Source organism: Pseudomonas sp. Irchel s3f10, assembly GCF_900187515.1.
Lineage (GTDB): Bacteria > Pseudomonadota > Gammaproteobacteria > Pseudomonadales > Pseudomonadaceae > Aquipseudomonas > Aquipseudomonas tensinigenes.
The window spans coordinates 71377-87135 of record NZ_FYDZ01000015.1 but is presented as its reverse complement, the minus strand read 5'-3'; the positions used below and the strand labels follow the sequence as shown (position 1 = coordinate 87135).

The window sequence follows — 15759 nt, the reverse complement described above, 5'->3', positions numbered from 1 at the left end:
ATGACCCGATTGACCTCTCTCAACCCCTGGCTTGCGGCCCTCGCCGTCACCCTTTGCGTGCAGTTTCCAGCGCAGGCCCAGGAGCGTTTCACCCTGAGCATCCCGGGTGTTTCCGATAACCGCCTGTTCACCTCGGCAGCGGCCAGCGATGCGCCCGGTTGCGGTGGCAAGAACCAGTCGCCGGCCCTGAGCTGGAACGCAGGTCCTGCTGGTACCCAGAGTTATGCGATCGTCATGCACGACCCGGACGGCCAGAAAGGCCTGGGCGTCGATCACTGGATTCACTACGGCATCAAATCCACTACACGGCAGATTGCAGCGGGCGTCGGCGCTAAATCCGCATTCGAAGGTGTCGGCGGCACCAACAGCAAGGGCAACACCCACTACATGGGGCCGTGTCCGCCAGTGGGCGACAGTGCGCACCACTACATCATCCAGATCTACGCGCTGGATCTGGCGCCGGATGCCTTGCCGGCCGGTTTGACCCGCGCCGAGCTGATGGAAAAAATCAAAGGTCACGTGCTGCGTAACAGCAGTGCGGTGCGGCGTTATCACCGCTGAAAATATTTTTAGCGGCGTTTAACCCGAACTGAAAGGGCTGCCCGTCTCAGTGGATGAATGATCAATTTCATCCCGAGGTCAGCCCCCATGTCACTTCCTCTCTTGCGTCCTGTTGCGGTTGCTGTGCTACTGGCGCTCGCCGGTTGCGGTGCTTCGTCCACACCCGATTCCGTCGCTGTGCCAGCGCCGGCGCAGCCTGAGGTGCTGGTTCAGCAGGAGGCGGTCATGGCTGACACCTCAATGGCCAAGCGCGCGCTGTACAGGATGCCCAATGCGGGCAGTGCGCCGATGCCGTTGAGTGAAAGTTATCCACAGGGCTATCGCGATACGCAGCGCGAGCAGTATCAGGCGCTGGCCGACAACCCGATCCATAGCGTCGTCGAAACCCCGGTTTCAACGTTCAGTGCTGACGTCGATACGGGCGCTTATGCCAATGTCCGTCGCCTGCTCAATCAAGGCCGATTGCCGCCGGAAGGCGCGGTGCGGCTGGAGGAAATGGTCAATTACTTCCCCTACGAGTACGCGCTGCCCAGCGACGGCTCGCCGTTTGGCGTGACCACAGAATTGGCTGCGTCACCGTGGAACCCGCACACTCGCTTGTTGCGCATCGGCATCAAGGCGTCCGACCGTGCCGTGACGGAACTGGCCCCGGCCAATCTGGTGTTTCTGGTCGACGTGTCCGGCTCGATGGATCGCCGCGAAGGCCTGCCGATGGTCAAAAGCACGCTGAAATTACTGGTCGATCAATTGCGCGATCAGGATCGCGTTTCGTTGGTGGTGTATGCCGGCGAATCGAGAGTGGTGCTGGAGCCGACTTCTGGACGTGAAAAAGCGAAAATTCGTACAGCCATTGAGCAATTGACTGCGGGCGGTTCGACCGCTGGTGCCTCCGGTATCGAACTGGCCTACCAAATGGCGCAGCAGGCCTTCATTCCCAAAGGCATCAACCGCATCCTCCTGGCCACCGATGGCGATTTCAATGTCGGCGTCAGCGACTTCGATAGCCTCAAACAAATGGCTGTGGATAAACGCAAAAGCGGGATTTCGCTGACGACCCTGGGTTTTGGTGTGGATAACTACAATGAACACTTGATGGAGCAACTGGCCGACGCCGGCGACGGTAACTACGCCTATATCGATAATCTGCGCGAGGCGCGCAAAGTGTTGGTGGATCAGTTGAGTTCAACCCTCGCCGTGGTGGCAAAAAACGTCAAACTGCAGGTGGAATTCAATCCGGCGCAGGTCAGCGAATATCGCCTGCTCGGCTACGAAAACCGTGCGTTGAAGCGTGAGGATTTCAGCAATGACAAAGTCGATGCCGGCGAAATCGGCGCAGGACACACGGTGACCGCGCTATACGAAATTGTTCCGGCGGGTGAAAAGGGCTGGCTGGAGCCGCTGCGTTACGGCAAGTCGGAACCGGTTGTTTCCGGGAAAAGCGGAGAATTGGCGATGCTGCGTGTGCGTTATCAACAGCCTGAAGGTGGGAAAAGTCTGCTGATCGAGCGGCCGATCGCCAACCAAGTCGCAACCGCCAGCGAAGATCTGCGTTTTGCCGCCGCCGTGGCCGCATTCTCCCAGCAACTCAAGGACGGTCGCTACACCGGCGACTTCAGCTTGAAGGACACCGAGGCATTGGCCCGTGGCGCTCGCGGCGATGATCGCTTCGGTCTGCGCAACGAGTTCGTGCAACTGGTCGAACTGGCGCAGAGCTTGCGCAGTTCAACCGCATCGAACGCGTTGGCCACTGAACAACGGATCGAATAAGTGAGTCGTCTGAAAGGCTTCATCAGTCAGCTGTTTGCCTCGGCAGACAGCACTGCCAGCAGCGACGAATCGCTGCTGGCGCGTTATCGCGAGGGCGACGGCGCGGCATTCGAGATCTTGTACGCGCGCCATCGCCAAGGCCTGTACCGGTTTCTGCTCGGATTGAGCGGCAAACCGGAACTGGCCGACGAGGTGTTTCAGGAAACCTGGTTGAGCCTGATCCGCAGCAGCAGTCAGCCACAAGGGCTGGCGACATTTCGGACGTGGTTGTTCCAGATTGCCCGTAATCGCCTGATCGACCACTGGCGCAAACACGGCGCCCGGCAACCGTTGCACGACAGCTACGACGAGCAACATCACGCGGTCAGCGATGAAACCAACGATCCCGAACAACTGCTCAGCCTCAGCCGTGACAGCCAGCGCCTGGAAAATGCCTTGCAAACCCTGCCCGCCGACCAGCGTGAAGTGTTCCTGCTGCGCGCCCACGGCGACCTCGACCTGGCACAAATCGCCAGCCTCACCGAAACACCGCTGGAAACCGTCAAAAGCCGCTTGCGCTACGCCCAGCAAAAACTGCGTCGGCTGCTGGCCGAGGAGGTACTGACATGACTGACGCCCGCCAGACACCCGAAGATCCGCTAATCAAGCATGTGCGTGAACAGCACAATGCCGAACCGCCAGCGCACCTTGATGCGTTCATCCTCAACGCCGCGCATCGTCAAACCCCTGCGCCGAAACCAACCTTGTGGCAACGCTGGCTGGAGATCTGCCGCAAACCACGCTGGCAAGTCGCGTTTGCCAGCCTCGTCGGCGTGGCATTGATGTTGTCGCTGGTACAGCGCGCCCCTGAACCGCTGCGCCAGTACGACTACGCCCCAGCCCCCGAACTTGCCGTACCCATGACCGAAACGGACTCAGCGCAACTGCACCGACTGTCCGCCCCGGCCGGCGCCATGCCGGCACCTGTGCCGATGATGGAAATGGCCGCGCCGATGCAAGATCAAGCGATCAGCGTCGATGAAACCAAACTCAGCAAACGCGCCGCTGCCCCGGCCAACGGCCTCGACGAACAACTGCGCGAAGTCCTGCGTCTGCGTGAATCCGGCCAATTGCAAGCCGCCGACAGCCTGTTCAACAACCTGCACAAACGCTACCCGAACGCCGATCTCGACGCCCGACTCGAACAGTTGCAGAAAAAATGACCGCCTGATCCCCCAGCCATTTGGCATTACCCCGCAAAAACGCGCACTATCGGGCTATTGCCAATGCGCTGGAGGACAACGTGGCAGCAAAAATTGACCGCATCGCCCAACTGCTCAACTGCCCGGAGAAGGGCGAAGAGATGCGGCGCGCGATTACTGAAGCACGTAAGGAATTTCTGCTGAATCAGCCGGAAGAGGATGTCGTTGATGAAGACGAGGTTTTCGAAGAGGAGGTTGAGGAGGAAGAAGACGACGATGAGGATTACGATGAGTTTGACTGGACGACGGAGTGACGTCGTCCCAGTCTCTTTGCATCGTCCACAAAAAAGCCCCGGACCATCACAGTCCGGGGCTTTCTCGTTTAAATCAATGGTGCACCAGGCGGGATTCGAACCCACGACCCCTGCCTTCGGAGGGCAGTACTCTATCCAGCTGAGCTACTGGTGCAGCGGGCGACATCATACCTAGGTCGGCTCGGGGCGTCCATGCTGGGTTTGAGCAGGTATTGTCAGTGCGCGTGTCGGCGCAAATCGCGGTATTCCATAAAGCGGTAACGTCCTGCAAAACCCTCGCTTGGCGCTTTCTCGGGACTGTTCTATGGTTTTGTTGCGGCTGAGGCTTTTGGCTCGTTGATCTGAAAAATTCCACAAACACGCCGTTTTTGTTCTTTTTTTCGAACGACCTATTGTCCTTTAACCCCTTTGATCCTACGATCCGTTTGAGATTTCAAACGCTCGTTGACCGGGCGTTGAAGCGCCGGTGTTTCGAATCGTGCACTGTCGATGCGCCACACCCGGTCACTGATTTCCCTGACGGCAGCCTCGCGAGGCGCCTTTCTACAATCATAATTTGCTCCGCGCAGGCCGCGGTGCTGTTAAGGAAAGCCGACATGCAGCTTAAAGACACCCTGTTGTTCCGCCAGCAAGCCTTCATTGATGGCGCTTGGGTCGATGCGGACAACGGTCAGACGATCAAGGTCAACAACCCGGCCACCGGCGAAATCCTCGGTACCGTACCGAAAATGGGCGCCGCCGAAACCCGCCGTGCCATCGAAGCCGCTGACAAAGCGCTGCCAGCCTGGCGTGCACTGACCGCCAAAGAGCGTGCCGGCAAGCTGCGTCGCTGGTTCGAACTGATGATCGAGAACCAGGACGACCTCGCGCGCCTGATGACTCTCGAGCAAGGCAAGCCGCTGGCCGAAGCCAAGGGCGAAATCGTTTACGCCGCTTCGTTTATCGAGTGGTTCGCCGAAGAAGCCAAGCGCATCTACGGTGACGTGATTCCGGGCCATCAGCCAGACAAGCGCCTGATCGTGATCAAGCAGCCAATCGGTGTGACCGCTGCGATCACCCCGTGGAACTTCCCGGCGGCGATGATCACCCGCAAGGCCGGTCCAGCGCTGGCTGCCGGTTGCACCATGGTGCTCAAGCCTGCTTCGCAAACTCCATTCTCCGCATTCGCACTGGCCGAACTGGCTCAGCGCGCGGGCATTCCTGCGGGCGTGTTCAGCGTGGTGTCCGGCAGCGCCGGCGACATCGGCAGCGAGCTGACCAGCAACCCGATCGTGCGCAAACTGTCCTTCACCGGTTCGACCGAAATCGGTCGTCAACTGATGTCGGAATGTGCCAAGGACATCAAGAAAGTCTCGCTGGAACTGGGCGGCAACGCGCCGTTCATAGTGTTCGACGACGCGGATCTGGATAAGGCCGTCGAAGGCGCGATCATTTCCAAGTACCGCAACAACGGCCAGACCTGCGTCTGCGCCAACCGTCTGTACATTCAGGATTCGGTCTACGATGCGTTCGCCGAGAAGCTGAAAGTGGCCGTGGCCAAACTGAAGATCGGTAACGGTCTGGAAGACGGCACCACCACTGGCCCGCTGATCGACGAAAAAGCCGTGGCCAAGGTGCAAGAGCACATCGCTGACGCCGTAGCCAAAGGCGCCACCGTGCTGGCTGGCGGCAAGGCGATGGAAGGCAACTTCTTCGAGCCGACCATCCTCACCAACGTGCCGAAAAATGCCGCCGTGGCCAAGGAAGAAACCTTCGGTCCACTGGCGCCGCTGTTCCGCTTCAAAGACGAGGCCGAAGTGATCGCGATGTCCAACGACACCGAGTTCGGTCTGGCTTCGTACTTCTACGCTCGTGACCTCGGTCGTGTGTTCCGTGTCGCTGAAGCGCTGGAATACGGCATGGTCGGCGTCAACACCGGGCTGATCTCCAACGAAGTCGCGCCATTCGGCGGCATCAAGGCTTCGGGCCTGGGCCGTGAAGGCTCCAAGTACGGCATCGAAGATTACCTGGAAATCAAATACCTCTGCCTGGGCATCTAAGCTCGGACAAGGATCGCTGCAAACGCAAAGGGCACGAGAGCGCTGTCCCTTTGCGTGGTTTCAAACCGGAATTTTCTCTGCGGCCGGGAACGCCGTGGCAGTCGATCATCGCATGCTGCCACCGTCGCTTCCTCCCGCTTAATCCTTGAACCACGCCGCCCGATGAGCGGCGAATGAGGACTGTAATGAGCAAGACTAACGCTGAACTGATGGCCCGTCGTACCGCAGCTGTTCCACGTGGTGTTGGCCAGATTCACCCGATCTTCGCTGAATCGGCAAAAAACGCTACCGTGACTGACGTTGAAGGTCGTGAGTTCATCGACTTCGCCGGCGGCATCGCTGTACTGAACACCGGCCACGTGCACCCGAAAATCATCGCGGCCGTGACCGAACAACTGAACAAGCTGACCCACACCTGCTTCCAGGTGCTGGCTTACGAGCCTTACGTTGAGCTGTGCGAAAAAATCAACGCCAAGGTGCCAGGTGATTTCGCCAAGAAAACCCTGCTGGTTACCACCGGTTCCGAAGCCGTGGAAAACGCCGTGAAAATCGCCCGTGCCGCCACTGGCCGTGCCGGCGTGATCGCCTTCACCGGCGCTTACCACGGTCGCACCATGATGACCCTGGGCCTGACCGGTAAAGTCGTGCCGTACTCGGCCGGCATGGGCCTGATGCCAGGCGGTATCTTCCGCGCGCTGTACCCGAACGAACTGCACGGCGTGAGCATCGACGACTCGATCGCTTCCATCGAACGCATCTTCAAGAACGACGCCGAGCCGAAAGACATCGCCGCGATCATCATCGAGCCGGTTCAGGGTGAAGGTGGTTTCTACGTTGCGCCGAAAGAATTCATGAAGCGTCTGCGAGCGCTGTGTGACCAGCACGGCATCCTGCTGATCGCTGACGAAGTACAGACCGGCGCTGGCCGTACCGGTACGTTCTTCGCCATGGAACAGATGGGCGTTGCTGCCGACCTGACCACCTTCGCCAAATCCATCGCTGGCGGCTTCCCGCTCGCCGGTGTGTGCGGCAAGGCTGAATACATGGACGCCATCGCCCCAGGCGGCCTGGGTGGCACCTACGCTGGGAGCCCGATCGCTTGCGCCGCTGCTCTGGCGGTGATGGAAGTGTTCGAAGAAGAGCAACTGCTGGATCGCTGCAAAGCTGTCGGCGAGCGTCTGGTCACTGGCCTGAAAGCTATCCAGGCCAAGTACCCGGTGATCGGTGAAGTCCGCGCCCTGGGCGCGATGATCGCGGTCGAGCTGTTCGAAAACGGCGACAGCCACAAGCCGAACGCTGCTGCTGTAGCGTCGGTGGTGGCCAAGGCGCGCGACAAGGGTCTGATCCTGCTGTCCTGCGGCACTTACGGCAACGTTCTGCGCGTCCTGGTACCGCTGACCTCGCCGGACGAGCAACTGGACAAAGGTCTGGCGATCATCGAAGAGTGCTTCTCCGAGCTCTGATCACCCCGTGTGACCTGATCGACAAAAAACCCGCTTCGGCGGGTTTTTTTACGCCCCTTGAAACGCATCGAGCGCTTTAGCGCTGTATCGAATGGCCAGCATTGGCTAAGGTTCAGGCATTGCAAGGGAGAGCGCGCATGAGTGCCGTTGATTTACCCGCCGTACCCCGAGTGCTGATTGCCGAGGCTGATCCGTGGTCTCGCGATCTGCTCAAACAAGTGTTGCTGAACGTGCGTTGCGATGCGCGACTGGATCTGTGTGCCGATGGCCAGCAAGCCCTGTCGATGCTCAGCGAAATTCCTTATGACCTGGCCATCGTCGATTGGGAGCTACCCGGCGTCGATGGCTTGAGCGTGTTGCGCAGCGTGCGTCAGCGCAAACGCAACCCACCGCTGCCGTTCATTCTGATGAGCAGCCGTAACGACAGTGCCAGCGTGCGCGAAGCGATTCCGCTGGCGCCAACGGCGTATCTGACCAAGCCGCTGAATATGGAAAATCTGACCGAGCGTTTGCAGGGTTTACTGCTCAATGCCGGTGAAGAGGTGTTCTGTGAGGTGCCGACGTTGGCGCCGGGCATGACCTTGTCAGTGTTTCTTGAGCGTCGACGTGAGCAGGCCGACGGCGCGCCGTTGATGACCGATGTTCAGGTGGCGGTGAAGCGCAGCCTCAATCCCAATGGCCTCGATCTGAAGCTGCTGGAAGATGAGATCAAAACCGATCCACAGATCACGGCGGTGTTGATCGCTGCGGCCAACAGCGCGGCGCAGCACCACGGCGCGCCGGTGCAAACATTGGCGCAAGCCCTGCATCGCCTGGGCACCGGACAGAGCATGAACCTGATTCTGGGGCTGGCACTCAAGCGCAGCGCCAGGCTCAGTGATCCGTGTCTGGCGGATTATGCCGAGCGTTATTGGGGACTGTCGCTGCACACTGCGGAATATGCGCGCACCCTCGCGCGGCTGCTCGATCTCGATCAGGAGCGCTGTTACTGCGCGGGCATGCTCCATCGCCTGGGGGATCTGGCGTTATTGCGCTGCTTGCAGGAATGGCAGCAGGCCGGTGGTGAACTGGATGAACTGGAGGAAGTCGGCGAGGCGCTGGCCGAGTTCGGTGCTGCTTATGGTTCGGCCCTGCGTACTCGCTGGCGATTGCCGCTGGAATTGCGTGAGCTGATTGCGTCGGTCTACCAGCTCGGCGGTGGCGTGTATTCCCGTGAGGCGCTGGTGATGAACATGGCGGCGCAGATGGCGCATCTGACTGAGCATGAAGGCGTTGAGGAACTGGCGAAGAGTCGCACGGCGCGGTTGTTGAAGATCGGCTTGCCGGAATTGATGCGGATGCGCAAATAACCTGACTTACACAATTCCAATGTAGGAGTGAGCCTGCTCGCGATAGCGGTGTGTCAGTCAATTCTGTGTGTCCGACACACCGCTATCGCGAGCAGGCTCACTCCTACAATGGATCTCTGTGTAGCTGAGATACGGGTCAGGCAGAAATAATCCGGTTCTTGCCCTGTCGCTTGGCCTCATACATGGCCGCATCCGCGCGGGCGAAAAGGCTGTCGAGGCTTTCGTCTTCCCCGGTAAGGCTGGTCAGCCCTTGGCTGACAGTGATGCCGAACGTCTGGCCGTCATGGCTGAAACTCAACCGCTGAATCTCCTGCTGCAGTCGCTCGGCCACTTGCATGGCCATGTCCGGTGCGCACCCTGGAAACACCGCCGCAAACTCTTCCCCGCCAATCCGCCCGAACAGATCACCGCGCCGCAACGAGCCACGCCCGCACTCAGCGATCCGCTGCAACACGTTGTCGCCTTCGGGATGGCCGTAACTGTCGTTGATCATTTTGAAGTCATCGATATCCAGCAGCAGAAAGGCCATCTGCGAACCATGCACACGTGCCTCTTCGAACTCGCGGTTGGCGCACTCGAAGAAGTGCCGACGATTGCTGCTTTGCGTCAATACGTCGGTGGTCGCCAAGCGATGCAGCTCGGTTTCCATCTGCTTCTTGTCAGTGATGTCTTCGGCAATGCCGACGATGATGACCGGTTGACCGGGTTCGTCCTGACGGTTGATGAAACACTTGTCGCTGAGCCAGCGCACCTGACCGTCGGCGGCGATGATGCGGTATTCGCGATCTTCCACCGCACCTTTGTGCAGCACTTCGGCAAGGCTGCGTTCGGCGTATTCCAGGTCGTCGGGGTAGATGCTGTCGCGCCACTGGTTGTAGTCGGCGAGCAGGAGGCCGGCGGAGCGACCGAAAATCCGTTCGTAGGCGGGGCTGACGTACAGCACCTGACGGGTTTCCCAGTTGAAAGCCCAAAGCACGGCGTTGACGCTGACCAGCAATGAGCTGAACAGCTGCTCGCGTTCGCTTAGCCGAGCGACTTCGCCTTGGGCGTGCATCAACGCCATGAGGGTTTGCGCGGCCTCGGGCCACTGCGGGAAGGATGAGTCTTTTTGATTGTTGTTGACCATCGGCACAGATCTCAAAGGACGTGCCGCAATTCGACAACGGCCACAGTACAGCCCGCCGGGATGGCGAAGTGTCTTTGAGATAGGCGATTTTTAGCGAAGTTCCGAAGGGTGCACCCGGGAGCCGGGTGCACCGATCAACGGTCTCAGGCGGCTGCAGGGCGCAGCGAGTAGGTTTTCAACTGGTCGGCGAATTCACGCAGGGACTGGATACCGCTGGCCTCGGCCTCGTGAATCCACTCTTTGATGGCGGCGAGCATGTCGTGGCCATTTGCGCTGGTCTTGACCCAGATCTGCTGCAGGGCCAGGCGTTTTTCGTAAATTACCTTCAACGCCTGACTGTGCTCGAGCATGGTCTGGATGCGCAAGTGATGACGGTCTTCCAGCAGGCTGGTTTCCCGCGACAGCAGACGTTTGGCGCGGTGGAACTGATGACGTACCGAATGATCGACCTTGGCCAGCTCTTGCTTGACCAGCGGGCCGATGACCAATTTGCGGTACTGGGCCATGATCTGGAAACGGTTGTTGAGGATGGCCATGGCAGTGTCCATGTCCAGATTGCCCTTGCCTTCGACGCGGTGGGCAATTGGCGCTACACGCTGAACCTTGGCCAGACGCAGGAAGCTGAAGACTTTTATCCACGCCCAACCGAGGTCGAACTCCCACTTCTTCACCGACAGCTTGGCCGAGTTAGGGTAGGTGTGATGGTTGTTATGCAGTTCTTCGCCGCCGATCAGGATGCCCCACGGCACCAGATTGGTTGCCGCGTCGCGGCATTCGAAGTTGCGGTAACCGACAGCATGGCCCAGACCGTTGATGACGCCAGCAGCCCAAACCGGGATCCACATCATCTGGATCGCCCAGATGGTGATGCCGATGGTGCCGAACAGCAGCAGGTCGATAACGCCCATGATTGCCACGCCCAGCAGCGGGTAGCGGCTGTAGACGTTGCGTTCGATCCAGTCTTCGGGGCAATTCTTGCCGTAGATGCGCAGGGTTTCCGGGTTCTGCGCTTCGGCGCGGTACAGCTCCGCGCCGGTGCGCAGTACCGTCGACAAACCCTTGATGACCGGGCTGTGCGGGTCATCTTCGGTTTCGCATTTGGCGTGGTGTTTACGGTGGATGGCGGTCCACTCGCGGGTGTTCTGCGCCGTGGTCAGCCACAGCCAGAAACGGAAAAAGTGCTTCAGGCCGGCATTCAACTCCAGCGAGCGATGGGCTGAGTAGCGGTGCAGATAGACCGTGACGCCGACAATTGTCACGTGGGTCATCAGCAGGGTGACCGCGACCAGAGACCAGGCCGACAAGCCAAGAAAACCTTCGTACCACATAGGCTATAGGGCCCTCGATAAAGATAAAAACAGCCGTTGCATTATCACCAAGCACACAGATAAAACCAGTCGCCCTTTCAGATAAGAGTCGCTGAATGTTTCTTGACCTATAATTCCAACCTTTTTGTAGGGACATGGACAGCCGAATGCCTGCCACTTACCGCGATGCATTGCGTGCAGCGCTGCTCTATCTCGTGCTTGCCGCTGTCTGGCTGCAAGGTACTGATCATTTATTAAACAATTTCTTCGATAACTCCGTCGATCTTGCCCGATGGCAACTGATCAACGGTTACGTCTTTGCGGCGCTTAGCGCCGGGCTGATTTTCCTGGCGCGGGCGCGCTTGTGTGAGTTTCTCGGGATTGGCGCGCGTTTGCGCGAGCGCCACGCCGATCGAGAACGCTTGCGTCAGGCCGCGGCGGTATTCGATTGCACCCGCGAAGGCGTGTTGGTGACCAACCATCATGGGCTGATCGTGCACGTCAATCGCGCCTTCATGGAGATCACCGGTTATCAGCGTGAAGAAGTCATTGGGCAGCCGCCGAGCCTGTTCAAATCCGGCCACCATCCGCCAGGGTTCTATCAGGCGATGTTTGCCACGCTTGAGTCGCAAGGCGAATGGAGCGGTGAAATCTGGAACCGGCGAAAAAGCGGCGAGATTTATCCACAGTGGCAGACCATCCGGGTCATTCACGATGATCAGGGCCGGCTTAGCCATTACGTCGCGGTGTTTTCCGACATCAGCGCGATCAAGGATTCCGAGCATGAGCTCAAACACCTCGCACACCACGATCCGCTGACCGATCTGCCCAATCGTCTGCTGTTCAGCGATCGCGCCGAGCAGGCGCTGGCCTCGGCGCAAAACCATAAGCGCGGCTGTGCACTGCTGATGCTGGATCTCGATCATTTCAAAATGATCAACGATAGCCTCGGCCATAACATCGGCGATCGCTTGCTCAAGGCTGTGGCGGCGCGTTTGCAGGCGCTGTTCGGCCCCGGGATTACCCTGGCACGGCTCGGCGGCGATGAGTTCGCGGTGTTGTCAGAAAGTTGTCCACAGCCGGTGCAAGCGGCGGCGCTGGCGCAACGCATTCTCGATGCGCTGAAGGAGCCGTTCAGCATTGATGGCAATCAGTTGTTCATCAACGCCAGCCTCGGCATCAGCCTGTTCCCCAGCGATGCGCTAAGCGCCGAGCAACTGTTGCGCAATGCCGATGCGGCGCTGTTCAAGGCCAAGAGCAGCGGCCGCAACGGTTATGCCTTGTATACCGAAGAACTTACCGCCCACGCCCAGCAACGTGTGGAGATCGCATTCGAGCTGCGCCGCGCGCTGGAGCAGCAGGAACTGCGGGTTTACTACCAACCCGTGCATGACTTGAAAACCAGTCGCCTGATTGGCGTCGAAGCATTGGTGCGTTGGCAGCATCCGCAACGCGGTCTGGTCTCGCCGGCGGAATTCATCCCTATTGCCGAGCGCACTGGGCTGATCGCCGAAATCGACGCGTGGGTGATGCAGCAGGCGTGTCGGCAGATGTGTGATTGGCAACAAGCCGGGATGGTGCTGTCGTTCGTCGCGGTGAATGTGTCGTCGCGGCTGTTTGCCCGGCGTGAGTTGTACCAGCAGGTGGCGCAGGTGCTGCACGACACCGGGCTGGATCCGGCGTATCTGGAGCTGGAAGTGACTGAAAGCGCGGTGATGGATGATCCGGAAGTGGCGCTGGAGCAGATGCACCGTTTGCGCGAGTTGGGGATTCGTCTGGCCATCGATGATTTTGGTACCGGCTATTCGTCGCTTTTACGGCTCAAGCGCTTGCCGGTGCAGAAGCTGAAGATCGATCAGGGCTTTGTCGCCGGGTTGCCGTGGGATGAGGATGACGCAGCGATTGTCCGGGTGATCATCGCGCTGGCCCGGAGCATGGGCATGCAGGTGCATGCCGAGGGTATCGAGCAGGTTGAGCAGGCGGCGTTTTTGCTGGAGCAGGAATGTGATCTGGGGCAGGGGTATTGGTTTGGGCGGCCGGTTCCGGAGCAGGAGATTGATTGGGCGAGAACTCCGGTGATTGGTTAAAAGATCAAAAGATCGCAGCCTGCGGCAGCTCCTACACCGATCCCTGTAGGAGCTGCCGAAGGCTGCGATCTTTTGCTTCAACAGGCTGCAAGCCCTTGCCCCGCCACATAATGTTTTCTAGTTATATAAACATTCTTAAATAGTCTTTTTAAGAATATCCGTGCCTCTCTTATATTGCTCCCACGCCGAACGCAGTGCCGCCCACTGCCAGGCAAATCCCATTCAAAGGAGCAGCACCATGAGCGCATCCCTTCGCAGCGTTGACGGTCAGGACGAAAGCACCATCTTGCGTGAAATCCAGAGCGCCCTGCGCGATCTGCGTTTCGGCGCGGTGGAAATCACCGTGCACAACGCGCAGGTCGTACAGATCGAACGCAAAGAAAAATTCCGTTTGCAGCAACCGGGTAAACAACCGGGCTAAAAGATCGCAGCCTGCGGCAGCTCCTACGGGGGATTTATGCAGGAGCTGCCGAAGGCTGCGATCTTTGAACCGGTAACACGATTTCCGAAATACATAAGAAAAAGCCACCACCAAGAATTCCAGGAGCTTTCACCATGTCGTCGATTCGCCGTTACGCTTTGGCCGCGCTGGCCAGTGCTGTGTTTGCCGGTTCCGCGGTTGCCAAGGATTACGAACTGCTCAATGTGTCGTATGACCCGACGCGCGAGCTGTATCAGGACTACAACGCTGAATTCATCAAGTTCTGGCAGAAAGACCACGCTGGCGACACGGTGAAAATTCAGCAATCTCACGGCGGTTCGGGCAAACAGGGCCGTGCGGTGATCGACGGTCTGCGCGCTGACGTCGTGACCCTGGCCCTGGCCGGCGACATTGATGAAATCGCCAAACTCGGCAAGACCCTGCCTGCCGACTGGCAGAAGCGTCTGCCGGAAGCGAGCACGCCGTACACCTCGACCATCGTCTTCCTGGTGCGCAAGGGCAACCCGAAAGGCATCAAGGACTGGGGCGATCTGGTCAAGAACGACGTCTCGGTAATCACCCCTAATCCAAAAACCTCTGGCGGCGCACGCTGGAACTTCCTCGCCGCATGGGCCTACGGCCTGAAAGCCAACGGCGGTGACGAGGCCAAGGCCAAAGAATATGTGCAGACTCTGTTCAAGCACGTGCCGATCCTCGACACCGGTGCACGCGGTTCGACCATTACCTTCGTCAACAACGGTCAGGGCGACGTGTTGCTGGCCTGGGAAAACGAAGCGTTTCTGGCGCTGAAAGAAGATGGCGGCGCTGACAAGTTCGACATCGTCGTGCCTTCGCTGTCGATCCTCGCCGAGCCGCCAGTGGCGGTGGTCGACAAGAACGCCGAGAAGAAAGGCAACGAGCAGATCGCCGAAGCCTATCTGAAGCACCTGTACAGCCCGGCCGGTCAGGAAATCGCCGCAAAGAACTTCTACCGTCCGCGTGACAAGGATGTAGCTGCCAAGTACGCCCAGCAGTTCCCGAAACTGGACCTGGTGACCATCGACAAGGACTTCGGCGGCTGGAAAACCGCGCAACCGAAATTCTTCAACGACGGTGGCGTGTTCGACCAGATTTATCAGGCGCAGTAATCTGACTTCAGCCACACATCAAGCCTGAAGCCAGGCGCGGAAAATGTGGGAGCGAGCTTGCTCGCGAAAGCGGAGTGTCAGACGACGTAGAGTTGGCTGATACTCCCTCTTCGCGAGCAAGCTCGCTCCCACATTGGTGCGTTCAGCGGAATGCTTTTTAACCAAGGACTTTTATGTCGCGTCGTATCTCCCCCGTCATACCCGGCTTCGGGCTGACGCTGGGCTACACCTTGGTGTACCTCAGCCTGATTGTGCTTATCCCGCTGGCGGCGATGTTCGTCCACGCCGCCCAACTCACCTGGGATCAGTTCTGGACGATTATTTCCGCGCCGCGGGTGCTGGCGGCCCTGAAGCTGAGCTTCGGCACCGCGCTGTGTGCGGCGATCATCAACGGCATCATCGGTACGCTGCTGGCCTGGGTGCTGGTGCGCTATACGTTCCCGGGGCGCAAGGTGATCGACGCGATGATCGATCTGCCGTTCGCCCTGCCGACCGCCGTGGCCGGTATCGCGTTGACTGCGCTGTACGCGCCGGCCGGTCTGGTCGGCCAGTTCGCTGCCGACCTCGGTTTCAAAATCGCCTACACCCCGCTGGGTATCACCCTCGCGTTGACTTTCGTCACCCTGCCGTTCGTGGTGCGCACGGTGCAGCCGGTGCTGGCCGACATTCCCCGTGAAGTCGAAGAAGCCGCCGCGTGCCTCGGCGCGAAACCGTTGCAGGTGTTCCGCCACATCCTCGTTCCCGCATTGTTGCCAGCCTGGCTCACCGGTTTTGCCCTGGCGTTTGCGCGTGGTGTCGGCGAGTACGGTTCGGTGATTTTCATCGCCGGCAACATGCCGATGAAAACCGAGATCCTGCCGCTGCTGATCATGGTCAAACTCGACCAATACGATTACACCGGCGCTACCGCCATCGGCGTGCTGATGCTGGTGGTTTCCTTCGTCCTGTTGCTGCTGATCAACTTGCTGCAGCGGCGCATCGAAACCCCATAAGGAG

At 59.2% G+C, this 15759-nt stretch carries 14 protein-coding genes and 1 tRNA gene; 12 read left to right on the top strand and 3 right to left on the bottom strand.

Annotated elements, in window-relative coordinates; all coding sequences use genetic code 11:
- The 5 genes from CKW17_RS24835 (at nt 1) to CKW17_RS24815 (ending at nt 3823) form a co-directional block, all read left to right on the top strand.
- Nucleotides 1-561, top strand: a complete 561-nt coding sequence (locus tag CKW17_RS24835; protein WP_095047045.1) for a YbhB/YbcL family Raf kinase inhibitor-like protein — start codon at nt 1-3, stop codon at nt 559-561.
- An 87-nt stretch (nt 562-648) separates the two neighbouring features.
- A complete protein-coding gene (locus tag CKW17_RS24830; RefSeq protein ID WP_095122301.1) occupies nt 649-2328 on the top strand; it encodes a VWA domain-containing protein in 1680 nt (559 codons plus the stop codon).
- Nucleotides 2329-2937 (top strand): RNA polymerase sigma factor, encoded by a 609-nt coding sequence (locus CKW17_RS24825; protein ID WP_095122299.1) that lies wholly within the window; start codon nt 2329-2331, stop codon nt 2935-2937.
- Nucleotides 2934-3530, top strand: a complete 597-nt coding sequence (locus CKW17_RS24820) for a hypothetical protein (protein ID WP_095122297.1) — start codon at nt 2934-2936, stop codon at nt 3528-3530. The genes CKW17_RS24825 and CKW17_RS24820 overlap by 4 nt, the downstream gene beginning before the upstream one ends.
- Nucleotides 3531-3550: 20 nt before the next feature.
- The gene (locus tag CKW17_RS24815; RefSeq protein WP_176470115.1) at nt 3551-3823 is read left to right on the top strand and encodes a hypothetical protein; all 273 of its coding nucleotides are present in this window, start codon (nt 3551-3553) and stop codon (nt 3821-3823) included.
- A gap of 77 nt (nt 3824-3900) precedes the next feature.
- On the opposite strand, the gene CKW17_RS24810 is transcribed toward CKW17_RS24815, so the two are convergent.
- Nucleotides 3901-3977 (bottom strand) — tRNA-Arg (locus CKW17_RS24810).
- Nucleotides 3978-4419: 442 nt separating this feature from the next.
- Between CKW17_RS24810 and gabD the strand changes: the two genes are divergently transcribed.
- From gabD to CKW17_RS24795, 3 genes are all read left to right on the top strand, one after another.
- Entirely contained in the window at nt 4420-5862 is a 1443-nt protein-coding gene (gene gabD, locus CKW17_RS24805) for an NADP-dependent succinate-semialdehyde dehydrogenase (RefSeq protein WP_007917688.1), read from the top strand.
- 185 nt (nt 5863-6047) lie between these two features.
- Nucleotides 6048-7325 carry a 4-aminobutyrate--2-oxoglutarate transaminase gene (gabT, locus tag CKW17_RS24800; protein ID WP_007917687.1) on the top strand — a complete coding sequence of 426 codons (1278 nt, stop codon included), beginning with the start codon at nt 6048-6050 and terminating at the stop codon, nt 7323-7325.
- A 137-nt stretch (nt 7326-7462) separates the two neighbouring features.
- Complete coding sequence (locus CKW17_RS24795; RefSeq protein WP_095122294.1) at nt 7463-8674, top strand: response regulator; 1212 nt, start codon at nt 7463-7465, stop codon at nt 8672-8674.
- A 136-nt stretch (nt 8675-8810) separates the two neighbouring features.
- On the opposite strand, the gene CKW17_RS24790 is transcribed toward CKW17_RS24795, so the two are convergent.
- Both CKW17_RS24790 and desA read right to left on the bottom strand, forming a co-directional pair.
- Nucleotides 8811-9800 (bottom strand): sensor domain-containing diguanylate cyclase, encoded by a 990-nt coding sequence (locus tag CKW17_RS24790; protein ID WP_095122292.1) that lies wholly within the window; start codon nt 9798-9800, stop codon nt 8811-8813.
- A 143-nt stretch (nt 9801-9943) separates the two neighbouring features.
- The gene (gene desA / locus CKW17_RS24785) at nt 9944-11128 is read right to left on the bottom strand and encodes a delta-9 fatty acid desaturase DesA (RefSeq protein ID WP_095122291.1); all 1185 of its coding nucleotides are present in this window, start codon (nt 11126-11128) and stop codon (nt 9944-9946) included.
- 146 nt (nt 11129-11274) lie between these two features.
- Here desA and dibA point away from each other — a divergent pair, with 146 nt between their 5' ends.
- The 4 genes from dibA to cysT all read left to right on the top strand — a co-directional run bounded on the left by dibA (nt 11275) and on the right by cysT (nt 15755).
- Nucleotides 11275-13194: a phosphodiesterase DibA gene (dibA, locus tag CKW17_RS24780; RefSeq protein WP_095122290.1), complete on the top strand. Its 1920-nt coding sequence runs from the start codon at nt 11275-11277 to the stop codon at nt 13192-13194.
- 238 nt (nt 13195-13432) lie between these two features.
- Nucleotides 13433-13615, top strand: a complete 183-nt coding sequence (oscA, locus tag CKW17_RS24775) for a sulfur starvation response protein OscA (protein ID WP_007917682.1) — start codon at nt 13433-13435, stop codon at nt 13613-13615.
- A 134-nt stretch (nt 13616-13749) separates the two neighbouring features.
- Nucleotides 13750-14763 (top strand): sulfate ABC transporter substrate-binding protein, encoded by a 1014-nt coding sequence (locus CKW17_RS24770; protein WP_038367242.1) that lies wholly within the window; start codon nt 13750-13752, stop codon nt 14761-14763.
- Between the two features lie 173 nt (nt 14764-14936).
- Nucleotides 14937-15755 carry a sulfate ABC transporter permease subunit CysT gene (cysT, locus tag CKW17_RS24765; protein ID WP_038367238.1) on the top strand — a complete coding sequence of 273 codons (819 nt, stop codon included), beginning with the start codon at nt 14937-14939 and terminating at the stop codon, nt 15753-15755.
- The last annotated feature ends 4 nt before the right edge of the window (nt 15756-15759 follow it).